At 49.0% G+C, this 20,048-nt stretch carries 10 protein-coding genes and 1 pseudogene; 5 read left to right on the top strand and 6 right to left on the bottom strand.

Translation table 11 applies throughout. The features are described from left to right. The first annotated feature begins 40 nt into the window (after nt 1–40). Complete coding sequence (locus tag WBJ53_RS19095) at nt 41–904, top strand: SDR family oxidoreductase (protein ID WP_338869034.1); 864 nt, start codon at nt 41–43, stop codon at nt 902–904. A gap of 66 nt (nt 905–970) precedes the next feature. On the opposite strand, the gene WBJ53_RS19090 is transcribed toward WBJ53_RS19095, so the two are convergent. From WBJ53_RS19090 to WBJ53_RS19075, 4 genes and pseudogenes are all read right to left on the bottom strand, one after another. Further along, nucleotides 971–1,252, bottom strand: coding sequence for a hypothetical protein (locus WBJ53_RS19090; protein ID WP_338869032.1), 282 nt, complete (start codon nt 1,250–1,252; stop codon nt 971–973). Nucleotides 1,253–2,023: 771 nt separating this feature from the next. Continuing rightward, nucleotides 2,024–2,869, bottom strand: a complete 846-nt coding sequence (locus WBJ53_RS19085; protein ID WP_338869030.1) for an NmrA family NAD(P)-binding protein — start codon at nt 2,867–2,869, stop codon at nt 2,024–2,026. Between the two features lie 550 nt (nt 2,870–3,419). Continuing rightward, nucleotides 3,420–3,489, bottom strand: a pseudogene (locus WBJ53_RS19080) (hypothetical protein); the annotation flags it as partial. 89 nt (nt 3,490–3,578) lie between these two features. After that, nucleotides 3,579–3,770, bottom strand: coding sequence for a hypothetical protein (locus WBJ53_RS19075; RefSeq protein WP_338869028.1), 192 nt, complete (start codon nt 3,768–3,770; stop codon nt 3,579–3,581). A 744-nt stretch (nt 3,771–4,514) separates the two neighbouring features. Between WBJ53_RS19075 and WBJ53_RS19070 the strand changes: the two genes are divergently transcribed. Beyond that, nucleotides 4,515–5,099, top strand: a complete 585-nt coding sequence (locus WBJ53_RS19070) for a Crp/Fnr family transcriptional regulator (RefSeq protein ID WP_338869026.1) — start codon at nt 4,515–4,517, stop codon at nt 5,097–5,099. An 89-nt stretch (nt 5,100–5,188) separates the two neighbouring features. On the opposite strand, the gene WBJ53_RS19065 is transcribed toward WBJ53_RS19070, so the two are convergent. Beyond that, nucleotides 5,189–6,331 (bottom strand): haloalkane dehalogenase, encoded by a 1,143-nt coding sequence (locus tag WBJ53_RS19065; protein ID WP_338869024.1) that lies wholly within the window; start codon nt 6,329–6,331, stop codon nt 5,189–5,191. A 1,084-nt stretch (nt 6,332–7,415) separates the two neighbouring features. Here WBJ53_RS19065 and WBJ53_RS19060 point away from each other — a divergent pair. Further along, nucleotides 7,416–10,526, top strand: a complete 3,111-nt coding sequence (locus tag WBJ53_RS19060; protein ID WP_338869022.1) for a PVC-type heme-binding CxxCH protein — start codon at nt 7,416–7,418, stop codon at nt 10,524–10,526. A gap of 201 nt (nt 10,527–10,727) precedes the next feature. On the opposite strand, the gene WBJ53_RS19055 is transcribed toward WBJ53_RS19060, so the two are convergent. After that, nucleotides 10,728–14,765, bottom strand: a complete 4,038-nt coding sequence (locus tag WBJ53_RS19055) for a two-component regulator propeller domain-containing protein (protein ID WP_338869020.1) — start codon at nt 14,763–14,765, stop codon at nt 10,728–10,730. A gap of 599 nt (nt 14,766–15,364) precedes the next feature. Between WBJ53_RS19055 and WBJ53_RS19050 the strand changes: the two genes are divergently transcribed. Both WBJ53_RS19050 and WBJ53_RS19045 read left to right on the top strand, forming a co-directional pair. Then, nucleotides 15,365–18,358, top strand: coding sequence for a TonB-dependent receptor (locus WBJ53_RS19050; protein ID WP_338869018.1), 2,994 nt, complete (start codon nt 15,365–15,367; stop codon nt 18,356–18,358). 14 nt (nt 18,359–18,372) lie between these two features. Beyond that, on the top strand, nt 18,373–20,001 hold the full coding sequence (locus WBJ53_RS19045) for a RagB/SusD family nutrient uptake outer membrane protein (RefSeq protein WP_338869016.1): 1,629 nt from the start codon (nt 18,373–18,375) through the stop codon (nt 19,999–20,001). Nucleotides 20,002–20,048: the final 47 nt, after the last annotated feature.

Raw genomic sequence — 20,048 nt, 5'->3', positions numbered from 1 at the left:
TTGAATATTTTTTCACTATAGAATCGTTTATCAGATCATCATGAACAAGGCAACCAAAACCGTTTTTATTACCGGCAGTTCGTCGGGCATTGGCAAAGCTGCCGCACTTTATTTCGCTCAACAAGGCTGGAATGTAGCCGCTACCATGCGGACACCTACCAAAGAAACCGAGCTTAGCAAACTTCAAAACGTCAAGCTGTTTCGGCTGGATGTGCTGGATATGGACAGCATCCGGCAGGCACTCGCTGATGCCCGCACGGCTTTCGGGGGAATCGACGTACTGGTCAATAATGCGGGTTATGGGGCTGTGGGCGTATTTGAAGCGGCCAGCCCGGAACAGGTGCAACGCCAGTTCGACACCAACGTATTTGGCGTGATGAACGTGATTCGCGAAATTCTGCCGTACTTCCGGGAGAAACGTAACGGCCCCGACAGCGGGCCCTGCATCATCAACGTAACGTCGATGGGCGGACTCATTACGTTCCCAATCTACAGCATTTATCACGGCACGAAATGGGCCGTTGAAGGCTTCACCGAAGCGTTGTCGTTTGAGTTGCGGCCGTTCAACATCCGCGTGAAAAACATTGAACCCGGTGCAATTAAAACCGATTTCTACGACCGCTCGCAGGATTTGCTCCAAAAAGATGGGTTGACTGCTTACGATGAGTATGTGCGCGTTACGCTCGCCAACTCCCAAAAAGCGGGTGCCGATGCACCGGGCCCGGAGGTGGTGGCCGAGAAAATTTTCGTAGCCGCCAACGACCGCTCGTTCCGGCTTCGGTACCCGGTGGGCGGTCAATCGCCCTTGCTGCTGGCTATCCGGCGGATCATACCACTGAGTTGGTTCCACGGGATCGTCAGGAGTGTCGTCGAAAAAGGATTCAAACCAACGGTTGCAGCCTGAGTCAGGGATTAACCAGATACGCCCCATTCTCACGATAGGGCGTATCCATAATAAGGTCGACTTCGGTCAGGCAATAAATCGCTCCCGGATTATTTTGCCGTTCTGCCAATCCTGAATGGCTACCTCCGTCACATTCACTGTGCCTGAATCGGTCGAGTCAAAGTCGATGTGCCAAACCAGAAAACTGCGATTTCCTACAATTACTGTGCCTTTATGAGCAAAATCGCGAACGGTAGTAATGCTATTCAGCAGGTTCAGCCCCTGTTGGTAATTGGCGGCTAGCCCAACCAGGGTAACGCCGTCCAGATCTGTTTTTTCGAGATCGGGATAAACTGTGTTTAGAAGCAAGAGCTAAAGCCGCTTTTTATTAAATTTTACCCCTTGGCTAGTTACTGCAAGCATTGACGGACTAACTTATGATACCGCAATCAAGGCCACCAGATTGGGCTTGCTCGCCCCCACCAGCTGATCATACAAGGCCTTTCAAGCGGGGTTGGCTTTCTTGGCCTACATACTGGCTATGTACAACAAACTGCCGAATCCGGCTGTTGCCTATCTTACAAATATGACCTTTACCTTTCACCGAACGGCCTAACTCAAACACCCTGGGGGCTAGACCCGCAAAACTCACCAATTGTTTGGCTGACTCGAAGCGAGTAAAGCCCTGATTAAGCACTAGTAAGAATAAGGCCATCTTAGGGCCAATACCAGGAATACTCTTTAGATTAGCATACAGGCTGGCATAGTGGGTGTTGTAAAATGCTCCCAATTGGTTAGGCAGCTTTTAAACTAAATTAAGCTTGAGAAAGCCGGGGTAAAATTGTATTTTTTCTGGCCCTTCTGTTTTATTGATATACCACTAGGCAGGCGTCTGGTAGCCTTACGACTAGTGCTTACGCTGATAGTTGTAGAAGTAAAATAACGGTTTTTATATCGTTTAACGTCAGGTCAACACTTGCCGGGTTCCATACATCACCTATGATCCAGGTCAAATTGGGACGCTGTACCAGTGCCCGTTTTGAATTTCGGATCAACGCCTGAATTAAGTACCCCTAGTCAAGGGCTTTGTTCTGAAAATGTACGCCAGGACCTTCGCTTCCGCCGAAAATCGCGATTTTTTCAGGTCCATTCGGTTTTATGTTGATTGATGAATTGTGCCAGCTTATTGGGTTGTCGACCGGTCAGATACGTAAAATCAGGGCTGATGTACGGTGGTTTCTGAAACCGGGGCAGATAGTGCAGCAGGATCATCACCAGGATGAATCTCGAAGCCACGCCCTCCCGTCGTTTGGCCAGGTAGAAGCGGAGCAGGTTCGAGCTTACATACACGACGGTAAAGCCAAGATGAATTGTTAGTAGGGAACAAACCTGCTTAAACGAAAGTCGTTCAGTGCCGGTGATCGTATAGATTTTATATTGATGCTGTGTCCAGTTTTCAAGGACGACGGCAATAGCCCGGCCAATGTCCGAAACATCCACCCAAAGAAAAGGGGCCTGGCCCGCCGGTAAAAACAGGCGGTGATGACGGACAATATCATCCTTTAACGTGGTGGTCAGATTTTGCATAAAATAAGATGGCCGAATAAAAGTGTAGGAAATGCCGCTCTGACGAATAAGTTTTTCAAGTTTGGCGTGTGGAATAAACGCTAACTTGTCAGCCCCCTGGACCGATAGAAACACAATATGTTTGATGGATGCCCGCTGGCAGGCATTGATAAAAGGGATAAAATAAGCCTTCACATCGGCCAATTTAGGAGGCCTGAGCAGAAAAACAACCTCAATGCCCTGTAAGGCTGGCTCGAACGAATCAGGTTGCTCGAAATCCAGCCACCGTTCCATTTTACCCCTCGTATTGGATTGCCAAGTGGCTTTATATACCTGTTGCCGGTCGTTGCTTGGAAGATGTTCTAATAAGGCAGTTCCTACGTTGCCCGAAGCACCGGTAATCAAAAAAGTGGTTTGCATTCGCCCGATCGGAGTTGGTTTGCAAACATAATTAGTTTGATATATTTTTGAAAGTAGTTACAGAAAAGTAACCAGTTAATATGTCTACCGAAATTACAACCATACAGGACTGGACTTGCAACAGTATAGTGGAGATTTTTTAGGCGGTCATTGGGGTAGTGTAAAAATAAGATTCCTGTTGACTAGGTGTCCGGTAACATTTGGTATACTCAAAGATCGCTAACCGAGCCGCTGCCCGTGTCTCAAAATGAGTGTGGTTGACTAACCGCAACGGCGGACCGTTCGCTTTTAAGCGTCTTGAATCGGATCGCCGAAGCGAAAACTCTCGGCAACCGCGTTATCCCATCGGACCGATTTCTATGATCTAAACAAGGAGGAAGAAAAGTTTTCTTTATAATTTCGATCTTCTCGAACGCAAGCGAAAATGCGCAGCACAATCTTGTCACGAACGTTATTGAGCACCAGCATTTTGTCGCTTCGGCGATCCGATCTTGCCTTCACTCACTTTTCGCTCGTAGTAGGCCTTCAGTTGTGCACAATGTTGCACCGCCTACATGGTGCCCATATGCAACAACGATTTCACTTTTTTATTGGCCCGATGACTTACCTGGGGACGGCCTTTACGCTGACCTGAACTGCGTTCAAAGGGAACAACACCAGCGTAACAGCGGACGCCACGCGGGCAAACTTTTTGGGGTCGCTGATGGCTTTAAACCGCTACGGCGGGCCGCTCGTTCGTTGTAACAATGATCTCTGCAGCCGTTGTCTGACTAATACCCACCACAGGGGTGACCCGCTCAAAAAGTCGCTTGAGTTCTGGATCTTGCTTAGCGAGTTCAACAATTGATTTGTCGACTGATTTGAGCCGGGTCGCCGGGCGATCGGCTTTGAGTGATTTCAAGGAAGCAGCGCAAGCTTGCTGGTTTGCTTTTCGATCAGCCTTATCAATAAAACCTTCCGAGTCAGATAAGGGGGTCTGTAATATTTTGATCACCTTGACTAAGCGAGCTCGTTGGGCTGTCAACCGATGGCAGCGGCCAACCGTCCACGCCGATGAAGTAGTCAATCGGAGCGCCGAAGCGATTGCATAACTTTACAGGGTAAAAATAAATGAGTTGGCCAACGCTTAGACACCCGCTCAGGCGGCCCTTTTCAATACGCCACGGGGCGCCCCGCTTGCTTATGGGCCTCCAACCGCCCGGCGGCCCGGCCGCATTTCTATCTGAAGACAACGTCTAAAAATCCCAGCAGAGGCTTTACCGCGACGACGGACCGTTCGGTCCATAGATCGTCAGCCTTGCCGACGCGTTAAGGTATCTCTACTGGGGTTGCTCGCTCACAGTTTGTGAACGGTTCGCCGTGGCGGTGGCGTCAAGTTACACGGCTCAACTTGGAATCGTACAACGGCTCAAATCTAAAGGCCGATGCGGTTTATCCCCCAAATCTGTCCAAAAAAAGTCTCCAGTCAAATGTAGCAAGTCCAAAGTTGACCCATTCTTGACTAAGTTTGTGGAGCCGCAGTTAGGGCAATTGTGTTGAATAAACAGAATAAGTAGGTTGAGTTTGGCAACCCAAAACTACTACCTGGCTGCGGCCTTTTACTAATCATCATTACTTCTCAAGGACTACCCAAATATAATCTTATATGAATAAAATAGAAGAAACCTTAAGGTCGTATATTTTGCCATTAACTGATTTACAAATAATCGATCAAAACTTGATCGATTATTTGTGCCAAAAAGCCCTATTCAACAAATATTTAAGGGGAGAAAATATAATTAAAGCAGGTGAGCTATGTGAATACATCTTAATAATTCAAAAAGGATTTGTAAGGCGTTATTCTTTAATTGAAGGCTTGGAGATAACTCAAGAATTTGCCAAAGAAAACGAAATGATTACTTCTATGTATTCACTCGTCACTAACCTACCTTCATTAGATTATATTGAAGCAATTGAAAATTCAGAAATAATAAAACTAAAATTTAAGGACCTCGAAAAGATTCAGGAAATCTCTAAGCAAGCCTTCATGATAAGTCGGCTACTAAGAGATAAATATTTTTTAAATTTAGAAAAAAGAATCCTATCATTTCAACTCTCTTCTGCTAAAGATAGATATAATGAAGTACTAGAAAAAAAACCATATTTGCTACAAAGAGCTCCGCTGAATCAAATAGCTTCTTATCTTGGAATAACGCAAGAAACATTAAGCCGAATACGAAACAAAAGATGACAATTTCAGGTACATTTTTTAGGGTAATCCAAATAATATACCCCATAAAATGTAACATATTTTTTTAATTATTTCATCTTAAAACCCATTTAATTAATTGGGTTTTTTCTTATAAATTCTACAACTCTCCTCCCGATTTCCTCACCTTGATCTTCTTGCAAAAAGTGCGATGCTTGGCTTACTGTTGAGTGCGCTTGATTTTTAGCACCTGGGATTTGGTCAATGTATTTCTGATAAGTTTCGACGCTTCCAAGTATTCCTGGATCATTTGGCGCATAAATAACTATGAAAGGTTTTTTAAATTGCAGTAATCCTTCCCAAGCATCCTTATTTAATCCAGGCACTTGAAGCATCATTGAAGGCCAGTATCTTGGGAGAGCCATATACTTACGACTTGGGAAGGGCGCATCGTAAGCTTGCTTATCAGCTTCTGACAAGGGGAACCACGTCATTCCATCTACCGTATTATGTGGTTTGAAGGTTGGAGATTTTAATGTGTAAGCCATCCAACCTACAAATATTTTATCAAAATCAACGTCTATAATAAGTTTCCCATTCTCATCTCTGAATGGTACTTGGTTTCCATACATGTCATGCGGCCAATTTATATAAAATGGTTTTAAATCTGCGTCTAATTCATCCGGGTTGTCAACCTGTTTGTAAGGAATCATTCCTTCAGGAAGAACAGGCAACTGTCCATTCATAAGCACTACACGGCCAAAAGAGTTTGGATGCATCCCAACGGTTCGAAGACCAATATAGGCTCCCCAGTCCTGCCCTACAAAAGTGACATTCTCCAGTTGAAGTTTATCAATAAATTCTTTGATCTGATTACTCATTTTAATGTAATCAAAGTACTCAAGGTGTATCGGTTTATCGGAGCGGCCAGCACCAATAAAATCCATCGCAATGGCCCTGTATCCAGCAGCAGCCATAATTGGGAGCATTTTTCTATATAAATATGACCAAGTTGGCTCTCCATGTAACATTAATATTGGCTGTCCATCTACGGGTCCTGCCTCAACATAATGTACTCTTAATCCATCAATTTCAATATATTTTGGTCTATAATCAATTCCCGGGAACCTTACATTTTCAAAGCAACTGTCGGGCGTACGTACAAACTCAACTCCATTTGATGTTCTGTGAACTTTTAATGTATTTTCCATCGTTAAAATTGTTAATGTTTGAAATCCAAGCACAAAATTATTTTGGATCGACATGTTGTCCATTGATAAATGTCAAATAATGATGACCACTTCGACTAAAACAGCGTCGGGTTAGGCTATCTGCCAGAGTTGAACAGATTTATAGTCAGCCTGAATTTATAATCAGGCTGATTGAGGCTGTGGGTGAGCCGATCATAACTAAAATGTCCATCGGGCAAGTTGGCCATCGAGTGGCAGTTGCCTGTCTTTGAGTGACCACTAAGTGATCCGAATATAAATCGTGCTCCTGTGTTAGCCCATTCATGGTGTAAACTTTTAGATTGGCCAGAATGGATCTCACTACGTAACTTCAGTTAATCAGTAAGCTGGTTGGCATTCCAAGGTAGGCTTGCGTAACATCAGTTAAACAAGTAGGCTTTGTTAACATCGACGTCCCGAAAGATGAGAAACTTGTCGATGCAGTCGTCAGCATTGGTGTTTAGTTTTCAGGGGGAATTCGCTAATCGGGCATCTTTCTGCTTAAGGGTCAGGCTCGGGGTATCTTGCTAGTTATCGATAACGCCGTGGCAAGCTCCTACACCTTCTAGGCAATGTAGAGGTCAGGATGACTACATTGTAAAGGGATCTGCGGTGCTTCGGTGACACTGGCCAATCCGCCAGGTTTTCGGTGCTTAACTACATTTATTCTTTTCCAGAACACCATGGATCTTGTCGTGGCCTTATTGAAAGTGGTGAATTCACCTGCTTATGGCTGACGTTCACGGGTAACTTTCAACTCAATTAGGTCCAGAAACTAAGGAATAACTTATTGCCGGTTCGGGCTACTCTAAAAAAGCGGTTTCACGGCTACTCAGCAAGCACTTTCCTGCCGATGCAAACGGAAGACAACATTTTGTCGAGCCTGTGCACATTCTTCTCCTGGTTATACAGGATTTTTGCCACCATAAATGTAACAGAGGTATCAGCATACGATACGAGCATTAAGCCTGAAAGAGTTTATCGAATGAACCAGTACTAATAGTTGCTTTACGTTCTTTCAGGCGCTTAATATGGGTCTTGTAGCGAATGAGCAAGTGGCTTGTTGATTGATACGATACAGTCGATCAGAATGATTTGTAAACAACGTCTATTTATATTATTTCCAGTCATGAAACTCTTTCGCTTACCTTTCCTATCATCCCTTTCCCGACGGGCGCTAACCTTCTCCATAGCTGGGTCGATCGCAAGTGGCGTGTTTGTCGGCGCTTATCAAAACCGAAACCTTAATCAAGCGTCTGATCAATTTTTGAATCGGCTTTTTGCTAAGCTCAACGACGACGATAAACATGACCCCAAATATGCAGTCGGTAGCCTGAATATTGCGCCGGGGCTCGAAGCTACTCTGTTTGCCGCTGAACCGATGCTGATTAACCCCACCAACATCGATGTCGACGACAAAGGCCGCGTCTGGGTCTGCGAAGCTTATAATTATCGACCGGCCGTAAACGGCAATCCAACGCGTAAGGAAGGCGACCGCATTGTGATTCTGGAAGACCAGAACGGCGACGGGAAAGCTGATCTAAGTAAGGTATTTTATCAAGGTCCGGAGATCGAATCGCCCCTTGGCATATGGGTGATAGGAAATAAAGTAATCGTATCCAATAGCCCTAACGTTTACGTCCTGACGGATGAAAACGGCGATGATAAAGCTGATAAGAAAGAACTATTGTTTACCGGTATCGGGGGTGAGCAACACGACCATGGGATGCACAGTTTCGTGTTCGGGCCGGATGGCAGGTGGTACTTCAACTTTGGAAACGAAGGGGGGCAACTCCTGGATAAAGCCGGGAAGCCGGTGATCGACCGGATTACGGGTAAACCCATCAATAAAGAGAATTTCAGGCAGGGTATGGTATTCCGTTGCGAACCGGACGGAAATAATGTGGAAGTGCTCGGTCAGAATTTTCGCAATAACTACGAGGTGGCAATTGATTCCTATGGAACCCTTTGGCAATCGGACAACGACGACGATGGCAATAAAGCCGTTCGGATTAACTACGTTATGGAGGGCGGTAACTTTGGTTATACCGACGAGCTAACGGGTGCTGGCTGGCAGGCTAACCGCACCAATATAGAAAAGGAGATTCCAGACCGTCACTGGCATTTAAACGACCCAGGCGTAGTGCCAAACTTACTGCAAACTGGCGCTGGGTCACCAACAGGTATGATTGTTTACGAAGGAAAACTACTCCCCCCGCAGTTTCAGGGACAGATTATCCACTGCGATGCGGGTCCGAATGTAGTACGCGCTTACCCCGTTGAAAAAACAGGTGCGGGCTACAGTGCCAGCATCGTGAACATTCTGGAGGGAGCTCGCGACCAGTGGTTTCGTCCTTCGGATGTTTGCGTAGCCCCGGATGGTTCACTACTCATTGCTGACTGGTACGACCCGGGGGTTGGAGGCCACCAAGCGGGTGATCAGACTCGTGGTCGCGTGTATCGGGTTGCGCCCCCCAATACTCCATACAAAGCTCCTGCTGTTGATGTAGCGAAAGCCGACGGGGCCATTGTCGCACTGCAAAGCCCCAATATGGCCATTCGTCGCGCTGGCTGGATGGCTTTACACGACATGGGTAAGAAGGCAGAGAAACCATTAGCGAAACTGTATAAATCGGCGGAAGATCCACGAATGAAGGCTCGTGCGCTGTGGCTATTGAGCCAGCTACCAGACAAAGGAGAGAACTATCTCGAAGCCGCTTTGAAAGAGGCTAACCCAGATTTGCGGATTACAGCGTTGCGGGCGGCTCGTCAACTTGGCAGCGACCAGACATTGAGGGCTGTTAAACAGCTTGTCAATGATACCGATCCACAAGTACAACGAGAATGTGCCATCGCTCTGCGTCGTAGTCAGAGCGCTCAGGCTCCAGAATTATGGGCACAGTTAGCCGCTAAGCACGACGGTCGGGATCGCTGGTATCTGGAAGCACTGGGGATCGGAGCCAATGGTCAGTGGGACAGCTATTACGCAGCCTGGTTGACGAAAATGGGGAACGATCCGATTGCCAATGCTGCCGGTCGCGACATTGTCTGGCGTGCCCGGACGAAGCATTCGGTGCCGTTACTGGCCAGGCTGGCGGTTGATCCGAGTATTGACCAAAACAGTCGCCTTCGTTATTTCCGGGCGTTCGATTTCAACCCGGGTGGCGTCGAAAAATCGAATGCGTTGCTCAGTATTATTCAGTCGAGTCAGAACACAGATATTACCAGATTGGCGCTGCGTCACCTTGATCCGGCGTTTGTACAGGAAAACAACGTAGCTATGACAGCCCTACAGAACCTACTCGGCGAGGTATACGGCAAGCCTGAATATATGGAGTTGGTTACCCGCTACGAGCCTGTTACCGAAAACGCCCGTTTACGGCAGTTGGCACTTGATAAGCCTAACGATCTCATGGGCAGTACGGCAGCGAAACAACTATTGAAGCAGAACGGTAGCTCAATGGTTTGGGAGGTACTTAATGGTACAAACACCGACGCTGCCATTAGTATGGTTATGGCGTTGCGTCGTGTAGGCACCAAAGAGTCATTAGAGATGCTGAAAACGGTTGCTCTGGACAAAAACCGGCCAACTAATCTGCGTATGGAAGCGACCCGGGCTCTGGGTGGTAGCAACGACGGAGAAGATATGGTCATTGCGCTTTTGACGTCTGGCGATATCAATGGAAGCTATAAGAAAGCCGCCGTACAGGGGGTAAGTGGTGCCTGGCGTAAAAAAATTCGCCAGACGGCGGCCAGCTTCCTGGATGGTGACAGCAGTGCCGGAGGGAAGAAGCTGCCATCATTGAATGAACTGCTGGCCATGAACGGCGACGCAAGTCAGGGGCTAACCGTTTTCAAAACCAATTGCTCGATCTGTCATCAGGTCAACGGTGAAGGCATGGACTTTGGCCCTAAACTTTCAGAAATTGGCAGTAAGTTACCCAAAGAGGGGCAGTACTTAGCCATTCTGCATCCGGACGCTGGAATTAGCTTCGGTTACGAAGGATACGAGGTGAAATTCAAAGATGGGAGCACGATGGCGGGTATCATCGCCAGCAAAACTGAAACAGATTTACAGATGAAGTTTCCCGGTGGCGGTGTACAGAATTACAAAATGGGTGACGTCATCTCCATAAAGAAAATGGATTCATCGATGATGCCTTCGGGCCTGCAGGAAGCAATGAGTACGCAGCAGTTAGTTGATCTGGTTGAGTATTTAGCAAGTTTGAAGAAAAAATAAATCTGTTTTCTGCCAAATCGTCGAGTCAAGGCGGTTTGGCAGAAAACCTTGTAAGTCCTTTATACAATGATCTAACTTCGTAAAAGTGTAAAGAATAGACAAAATTGCTACCCCCTGACAGGCAAATTACCAGAAACGGTCTGTTAACCTCATCCCTAAGTCCTGTCAGGAAAGCTTGTGTAACGTGTTAGCCCGGCAGGATCAGGTTTTCTCTTTGGCCAACAGGTGTTCCGTTGGGGCGTGCCCAAACTGCTTCTTGAACGCCCGGCTAAAGTAACTCCGGTCATTGAAACCAACCCGGTAACCAGCTTCCGACACGGTTACCTGACCCGTTTCCAACAGTTGAGCCGCCCGCTGAAGCCGGATGTACCGGATGAAATCCCGTCCCGAGAGGTTGGTCAGACTTTTAAGTTTGCGATAGAGCTGCATCTGGCTCATGTTAAGGGACTCCTGCAACTGCTCAATATCAAAATTGGCATCGTCGATGTGTTCCTCAATACAAGCCGTCGCCCGTTGCAGAAATAACTCGTCCACGTTCGAGAGCTTCACGTCGCTCGGTCTCAGCCAAACCTCCTTGCCAAACGCCTGCCGTAGCCGATGTCGATTCATAATCAGGTTCTGTACCCGGCTACGTAACAATGTTGCACTGAATGGCTTGGTTACATAATCGTCGACCCCTTCCTGTAGGCCAGTTAACTGGCTCGGTAGGCTGGCTTTCGAGGTCAGTAAGACGATAGGAATATGGCTGGTCTTTTCATCCGTTTTCAGTAGCCGACAAAGTTCGGGGCCTTCCAGTGCTGGCATGATCCAATCGCTGATGATGGCATCGGGCAAATGATCGCGGGCTAATTGCAACGCTTGCTGACCGTCAGTGGCCGATAGCACTTGAAATTCGCTCGCAAAGTAGTCGGTTAAGTAAGCGTTCAGATCCAGATCATCTTCGGCAATTAACAGCACCAACGCCCCTGCCGGCAACGTACTGGGCTGATCGGGAGCCGATTCTTCGAAGAGTACAGTCGATACCGTCTCAGCTTTATCCAGCCAGTCAGGGTTAAAAGCCTCCGCCTTTGCGGGTAGCCGAACGATAAACGTACTGCCAGAACCGGGAGCGCTCGTAACCTGAATGGTCCCCCCCAGCCGGTCGATGAGTTCCCGGATTAAGGATAAGCCAATGCCAGTACCCGACGATTTGCGTTGCTCACCCTGATAAAAGCGCTCGAAGATGCGGGTTTGCTCCTGCGGAGTCATACCAGTACCTGTGTCGATAACGGTCAATTGTAGTTGATTATCAATGAGTTCGCCACGCAGGCTTATCTGGCCACCTTCTGGCGTATGTTTGAGAGAATTGGATATTAGATTCGTGACAATTTTCTCAACAAAATCAAGATCTGACCACACGCTGGCCAGTGCCGGTTCAAACCAGGTGTTGAGGTCAATGTCTTTTCCCTGCGTTATAGTGTCGAACGAGCGAACCAGCGCGTGCAGGTGCTGGATGAGGTTGTTAAGCCGGATTTGTGGCTGGAGGACTCCGTTTTCCAGCTTCGACAAATCCAGCAACTGATTAATCAATGTCAGCAGTCGACTGGCATTTCGGTGCATAACCCGAAACTGATGGAGCAACCGTTCGCCAGTGGGTAGCTCATCCGTTAATAGTTTTTCCAACGGGGTAAGAATCAGCGTCAGGGGCGTCTTAAACTCGTGCGAAACGTTCGTGAAAAAACTGGTTTTGGCATCGTCGAGTTGCCGGATAGACTGCGCCCGCATTTCCTGAATCCGGGCGTCGGCTTTCAGTTTTTCCTGAATCCGGATATTCCGTCGTATAAGCACAATGAGCCCCAGTAATAGCATTATATAGCCAGCTACGGCCCATCTGGTCTTGAACCAGGGCGGCTGTACCGTAATCAGCAACTGTTTTTCAGGCCCCCACTTTTGGTCGGTTTGTGCTGCTTTGAGTCGAAAGGTATACGTGCCGGGCGAGAGGTTTGTGTAGGTCGTATTTTTCTGCTGATCCGTGTAGCGCCAGTCCGAATCGAAACCATCCAGTTTGTAGGCATAGGCGAGGTGGCGATTTTGTCCCCAGCTCAGGGCCCCGAACGTGAGGGTAAACACGTTCTGACGTGGATTGAGGGTCAGTTCTTTGGTATTGTTGAGGGCCACCGTTAGGGGAGAATCGGTCTGGCCTGCCGCGACGGGTCGGTTAAACAACTCCAGACCAGCCAGGTACGCCTGCGGAAAAGGTAACGGTTTTGTCAACTGATCGGGGTGTAGCAGCACGAGGCCCTGGGTGCTGGCAAAGGCAATGTCGCCGTTGGGTAGCCGTACACTGCCCGGATTGACAAATTCGCTAGTAGGCAAACCATCGGCTTCACCGTAGACTGTCATCTGCCGGGTCGAACGATTCAGGCGGGTAAGCCCCTCGGTAGTGCTGATCCAGAGATTACCGTAACCATCTTCTTCTATAGCCGCAATCATATCGCCCGACAAACCATTGCGTTTCGTGTAAAGTCTAAAGCTGTCCTGATTCGGTTGTTTGCAATTGAGTCCGGCGCTGTTGGTACCTACCCATAGATTGCCCGCTGAGTCTTCGAATAAACAGGTAATATGGTTGTTACTGATGCCACCGGTACCTGAGGTAAACTCTTTCACTTGTCCGGTATGACGATTCCAGCCAATCAGGCCCTGGTCGTAGGTCCCGAACCAAAGCCAGCCACGCCGATCTTCCAGCAGGCAGGTAAACGTCGTGAACTTGCCGGTCCGCAGCAAAGCAAGGATAGGGCCGAGTGTTTTAATTTGATGGCTTTTGGGGTCATAGGTATACAGCCGCTGGTCGCTGGCAATCATCCAGACGCCCCCGGCCTGTTTGTTGGCAAACGACAAAACATGCCGACTGGCCGCGTGAGTCAGCGTAAGAACCTTTGAATGACCCTGCGCATCATACTGTACAACCCCACCGTTCCAGTAACTTACATAGAGATGGCCACTCCGGTCCGTGAACATCCGGTACACATCCTGACTGGCAAACGGTGCCGAAATAGGCTGTGTGGACCGACCATCGGCGCTAAACCGCAGCAGACCGCGTACCGAACCTACCCAGAGGTTGCCCTTCTGATCGGTACCTACAGCCGAAACTTTGGGTGAAAGCAGTCGGCGCGGACCAGTTGGGCGGTGACTAATGACTTCAATACGGGGCGGATTGTTGTACCACACGTTGATACCACCCTCCCAGGTGCCAACCCACACATTGCCTTGCTGATCGGTTAACAGCGACTGAACGGCGTGGGTTGACAGGGTCGACTCATCAGTAGGATTGGCCCGTAAGCACTCAACCTGATCCGGGTTATTGAGCGAAAAACGCCGGATACCATCGTCGGTTCCTAGCCATACCAGATGGTGTGTATCTTCGGTGATGGCTGTTATGAGGTTATCGCTCTGGTCTGAACCCACCTGCCCGTAAATCCGGTTCAATTGACCCTGGCGCTCATCCAGTACGTAAAGTCCCATATTCCGGGTTGCAATCAGCAACTGCCCTGACTGACTACGCAGACAGGACGTGATGCGTTTAGGCATTCGCGACTGTTGAACAGCAGAGGGCAATCGGTAACTACGGAAAAACCGTCCATCAGGATCGAAATGAACCAGCAGGCCATTGTCAAGACCAAACCACAGGCTGCCGTCCCGGTCTTTCAGGCCACAGGTCACGTGCCGCGCGTTCCGTAAGGAGTCGGGGAGCAGATATTGGCTGATTCGCTGTCGTTTCGCATCTACAATTAGCCAGCCACTTCCCAGGGTTCCGGCCCAGACCCGTCCCTTCCTATCGGTAACAATGCTTGAAATACCCCACTGGCTGACATCCAGGCCGTCGGTTGTCCGTACGATGTGCGTGAAAGTTCGACCGTCGGGATTAAGCTGTTGAAGGCCACCGTTGTCAGTTCCCACCCAGAGCCGTCCACCCAGATCTTCCCCTAACGCCATTACATCACCGCTTTGCAGGCTCGTAGGGTCGCCGTGGCGGTGCCGGAACGTTCGGAATACGTGCCCATCATAGCAGTTCAGGCCGTCGCGGGTGGCGATCCATAGAAAACCTTGCCTGTCCTGATAGATTTTGCGAACCGTACTCTGGGTTAATCCCTGAGCCGGACCAATTCGCCTGAAACGGATTGGCGGTACCTGAGCTGCCAGGTCAGCCGAAACCAGCAACCACAGGACTAGGCAGCAGAGGATTAGATATGTAAACCGCATGAAGTGGTTTAGGGTAGGGGAGTAGACAAGCATATCCCTAAACAGCCTATAAATTATATGATAAATAACCTTTTTAAAAGACAAATATCTATATATTCTAATGATTGTCTATAGTATCAGAACAGAATTAGAATCTAACCTCGCAGCACGGTTAGAAGCCGTCGTCGTTTCTAAAGCCGTGATTATGGCTAATAAACGCTCAACTCAAGCGATAAACTTAAGCGAAAGCGCCAGGAAACAGCTCCAGATTTAGCCTTTGCAAACCGAATCCAACAGTTTGCAAACCCAGTGAACGCCCGTCTGCAGCTACCAGCAGACTTTTGTTGCGCAATTCTGGTATAAAATATAACCCTTTCAAGTCGCAGGTTTCGCATGCTGCCGTTTCGACGAGCCACGTTCCGTTTTCGTTCATCTAGTGCTACTTCCAGACTGGTCTGGGGTGGGCACCTGCTGGTTAGTTTGTTGATGCTCGTTGTTGCGCTGCTCTTGTATGTATGGTTCTGATAAACCCTTAATTAAATCATAATATGACTAAACGAATACCTACTCTCCATCGAAGAGAGCATCTAAGGTTTTTATTCAGCTTCGTCTGGCTACTGATGTTGAGTATTCATGCCTTGGCTCAAACGGTAAACGGTCGGGTCACCGCAGCCGGAAATGGCGAATTACTCCCCGGCGTCAGTGTTATTCTAAAAGGCACTACGCAGGGAACGACCACCGATAATCAGGGCCGGTACACGCTTAGTATTTCGGGCTCTAACCCAACATTGGTATTTAGCTACATTGGCTACGTTCGCGAAGAGGTAATGGTGAATGGCCAGAAAACAATCGACCTTAGTTTGAAAGAGGATACTAAAGCCCTCTCCGAAGTGGTGGTGGTTGGTTACGGCGAAAAGCAGAAAGCGAACCTGACCGGATCAGTAGCGACTGTGAAAACCCGCGAAATTGTACAGGCTCCCGTTGCTAACATCAGCAATGCGCTCGTGGGCAGGCTACCAGGTCTAATTGCCGTGCAGTCCAACGGTGAGCCGGGTAGCGACGGCTCCAATCTACTCATCAGGGGCGTCAGTACATTTGGCAGCAGTTCATCTCCGCTGGTCGTCATTGACGGAATCCCCCGTCCTGATTATGGCTTTTCCCAAATTGACCCGAACGAAATCGAAACTATTTCAATACTAAAAGATGCGGCTTCGGCGGCTGTGTTCGGGGTTCGGGGGGCGAATGGTGTCATTCTGGTTACCACCAAACGTGGTAAAGCAGGCAAAACGAATCTGACGTTCTCGGCCCGCACTGACTGGCAGATGGCAACGCGTCTACCCAAGTACCTCGACTCTTACAACATGGCGCTACTGTTGAATGAAGGCTATCGCAATGAAGGTAAACCTGAACTGTATTCGGCTGACGCCCTGGAAGCGTTCAAAACAGGTTCCAATCCCGATGTATATCCGAACACAGACTGGGCAAAGGTGGCGCTACGCCCTTCGGCTCCGCAGCAGCAATACAACATTTCGGCTAGTGGCGGCACAGAGAAGATTCGCTACTTCATATCGGCAGGGCACCTTAACCAGCAGGGGTTGCTGGAGAACAACCAGTTCAAACGATACAACATCCGCTCAAACATTGACGCCAATATGACTAATACGACGCGTCTGACGCTTGACCTGAGCGGACGGATCGAAGACCGACGGTATCCGTACGAAGATGCCAACCAGACCTTCTGGTTTCTGAATCGTAACCGCCCCACAGCCGTAGCATACTATAGCAATGGGCTGCCCGGCAACTACATCGGCGAAAACCCGGCCGAAGCGCCCAAACACGGCTATAAGAAAGACGTGCGAAACGTGTTTCAAAGCATTGCGACCATTGCGCAGCAACTGCCGTTCGTACCGGGCCTATCCCTGAAAGGGGTGGTGGCGTATGATCAGCAGTTTCGGACGTACAGTGCCTGGTTTGAGCCTTATTCGCTCTATAATTATAACGCAACTACGGATACTTACACAGCTTTACCCACTGGTCCGGCCTCGCTGAACCAGACGTTCGATCAGATATGGAACCTGACGACAGAAGCACATCTGAACTACGCTCAAACGTTTGGCAAGCATGATGTATCCGGCCTGTTCCTGTTCACCCAGACCGACACCCGATCCAGCAACCTTGGTGCTACCCGGTCCAACTATACCCAGACGACTCTTGATCAGTTGTTTGCCGGTAACGATGCCTTTCAGACCAACACGGGTAGCGCCGACCAGCGCGCTCGCCGGGGATTTGTGGGACGAGTTTCGTACTCGTATAACAACCGGTACTTGTTTGAAGGGAACTTCCGCTACGACGGTTCAGAAAACTTCCCGCCCGCCACGCGCTGGGGCTTATTCCCCTCGTTTTCGGCCGGATGGCGAATCTCCGAAGAGCCGTTTTTCCAGAAGGCCTTAACGACTGTCGACTTCCTGAAGATTCGAGCGTCGTGGGGGCAGCTAGGTAATGATGCTATTGGCCGGTTTAAATTTCTCTCAACCTACTATTACGACCGGGGTTACGTATTCGGGCCGGATGCCCAGCAGGTGAAAGGGCTCCGACAGGGCGAATTGCCGAACCAGAATATTACCTGGGAAAAGGCTACCTCGTCGAACGTTGGTCTGGAGGGGAGCTTGTGGAAGGGTAAACTCGGATTTGAAATCGACCTGTTCTACAAACGTACCAGTAACATCCTGACCAAGCGGAGTCTGGCCGTTCCGGCTACGCTTGGGGCTCAGTTACCATTCGAGAATACCGGCATCATGGATAACAAAGGGGTTGAACTTGTCCTCACTCACCAGCACCGGATCGGCACCTTTACGTACAACCTACGTGGTAATCTGACATTTGTCCAGAACAAAGTTGTTTTTAAAGACGAGCCCGCCGACAAGAATCCAAACATCCGCGAAACGGGCCGTAGTCTGAATCAGTTTTTTGGTTATCGGGCACTTGGGCTTTTCCAGTCGCAGGAAGAAATTGATAACGCGCCCAAGCAGCCAAATTCAGTCAAACCGGGCGACATCCGCTACGAAGATATTAACGGAGACGGTAAAATTGACAGCAAAGATGTTGTGCAAATCGGGCGCAGCACAGTTCCTCAACTGATTTATGGCTTTAGCGCTGGAGCACAGTATAAGGGATTTGATTTGAGCATCTTCTTCCAGGGAGCTGGTCGCGTCAATGCCTACGTCGATTACGAAGCCGCCTGGGCGTTCTACAACAGTGGCAAAGCCCTCGAAAGCCACCTAAACCGTTGGACGCCCACCAACCCAAATGCGACGTATCCACGCATGACCACCCAGCCCACGGCCAACAACACCGAAACCTCGTCGTACTGGCTTAAAGATGCGTCGTACCTGCGCCTGAAAAACCTGGAACTGGGTTACACCTTACCGGCCTCCCTATCAACCAAAGCCCGGCTCAGTACGCTGCGTGTATTTGTCAGTGGCCAGAATATCCTGACTTTCGACAAGCTCAAAGTACTGGACCCTGAAGGGCCGGGCAACTCCGCAAACTCGACCCGGGGCGGGTTCTATCCGCAGCAAAAAGTGTACGCTGTAGGCATCAATGTCGGCTTCTAATCTTCCCTAAATCCATGAAATTATTACGTCTGTCATTACTCTTACTAACTGGTCTGGGCTTTTTTCTAGCTGCCTGCCAGAAAGATTTTCTGGACCGTAAACCCCTTAACTCGTTTTCCGATGCGGCCGTCTGGAGCGATTACTCTCTGGCCGAACAGTTTGCTAATAATATTTACTCGGGCATCATCAGCGGTTTTGAGCGGGGTGGTTATCACCTATCCGGGGCTACTGATGAGGGCGAAAATACGTTTCCCTGGCCCATCACGAACGATATGAACCGGGGCGACCTGAGTTATACGAATCCAGATAAATCACTGCGCTACGGCTACTTCTGGAATAACCCGCCAACCTACTGGACATACGGATACGACTACATTCGTCGGTGCAATATCTTTCTGGATAACGTCAGGTCGGTGCCTGGTGATACGGCCAAAATAGCAGCTCTAACCGGCGAAGTGAAGTTTCTCAGAGCCTTTTATTATCATGAACTGGTCAAATTCTACGGTGGAGTACCTCTGGTTACCCGGGCGCTGGGCGTTGAGGATATATCGCAGTTACTAACTCCGCGTAACACCTATACCGAATGCGTAGATTTCATTAGCAAAGAGCTGGCCGAAGCAGCCGCCTTGCTGCCTGCGACCCGTTCAGGTCAGTCGTTGGGTCGGGCTACCCGTGGGGCTGCTCTTGCCCTGCAGGGTCGTGTGCTGCTTCATGCTGAGCGGTGGGCCGACGCAGCGACTGCGTCCATGAAGGTTATTGATGCCAGAAACTATACCCTCTTCCCAAATTTTGAGAATCTCTTCAAAGCGGCCAATAATAACAATCAGGAAGTTATTTTCAGCAAGCAGTACAAGTCGACGCTGGTAACCCACGATTTTAACCGGAACAATGGTCTTATCAGTATTGGTGGCTGGGGGGGAGTCTGTCCGACGCAAAACCTCGTCGATATGTTTGAAATGACTGATGGCCAGACCTACGACAAGTCGCCCTTATACGACCCCAATAATCCGTACAAAAACCGCGATCCCCGTTTCTATGGTACGGTTATCTACGACGGAGCGGTACTGGGAACGGGGGGCGATGCCATTACGGTACAAACCCGCGTGAAAGGCAACAACGGCATCGACGGTGGCCCGAACCAAACCGACGGCAACGCGACGACAACGGGTTATTATCTGCGGAAGTACATCGATGAAGCATTCTTCAAGAACCCAACCAACGGCTACAATAACTGGATTCTGCTCCGGCTGGGCGAGGTATTGCTAAACTACGCCGAAGCACAAAATGAAGCTGTTGGTCCTGACGCCAGCGTATATGACGCTGTCAATACCTTACGCGCCAGAGTAAAAATGCCAGCCTTACCAGCCGGGTTGTCGAAAGAAGAAATGCGGGAGCGGATTCGGCGGGAGCGGGCCGTAGAACTGGCCTTCGAAGATCAGCGCTTCTTCGATCTTCGGCGCTGGAAATTAGCCGAAGAGGTGATTGGTGCGCCCATCTATGGTATGCGCATCAGTCAGGACGGGAAAACGTTTACTCGCTTCAAAGTAGAAGATCGGGTATTTCGAGACAGAGATTACCTCATTCCGATTCAACAGGACGAGCTGATCAAGAACTCAAAGTTACAGCAAAATCCGGGCTGGTAGGCATTTTGCCTACCCCTATCGATTCCCTTCTATCTACACCATACATA

It is taken from the genome of Spirosoma sp. SC4-14 (genome assembly GCF_037201965.1).
In the GTDB taxonomy this organism is placed as follows: domain Bacteria; phylum Bacteroidota; class Bacteroidia; order Cytophagales; family Spirosomataceae; genus Spirosoma.
The sequence above is the reverse complement of the archived record's forward strand: the minus strand, read 5'-3'. Positions and strand labels throughout refer to the sequence as shown.

Coding starts and splice junctions, on each gene's coding strand:
- WBJ53_RS19085 (WP_338869030.1), bottom strand. CDS start 2,869: ATGCAAACCACTTTTTTGATTACCGGTGCTTCGGGCAACGTAGGAACT.
- WBJ53_RS19055 (WP_338869020.1), bottom strand. CDS start 14,765: ATGCGGTTTACATATCTAATCCTCTGCTGCCTAGTCCTGTGGTTGCTG.
- WBJ53_RS19060 (WP_338869022.1), top strand. CDS start 7,416: ATGAAACTCTTTCGCTTACCTTTCCTATCATCCCTTTCCCGACGGGCG.
- WBJ53_RS19065 (WP_338869024.1), bottom strand. CDS start 6,331: ATGGACAACATGTCGATCCAAAATAATTTTGTGCTTGGATTTCAAACA.
- WBJ53_RS19050 (WP_338869018.1), top strand. CDS start 15,365: ATGTTGAGTATTCATGCCTTGGCTCAAACGGTAAACGGTCGGGTCACC.
- WBJ53_RS19045 (WP_338869016.1), top strand. CDS start 18,373: ATGAAATTATTACGTCTGTCATTACTCTTACTAACTGGTCTGGGCTTT.
- WBJ53_RS19095 (WP_338869034.1), top strand. CDS start 41: ATGAACAAGGCAACCAAAACCGTTTTTATTACCGGCAGTTCGTCGGGC.
- WBJ53_RS19070 (WP_338869026.1), top strand. CDS start 4,515: ATGAATAAAATAGAAGAAACCTTAAGGTCGTATATTTTGCCATTAACT.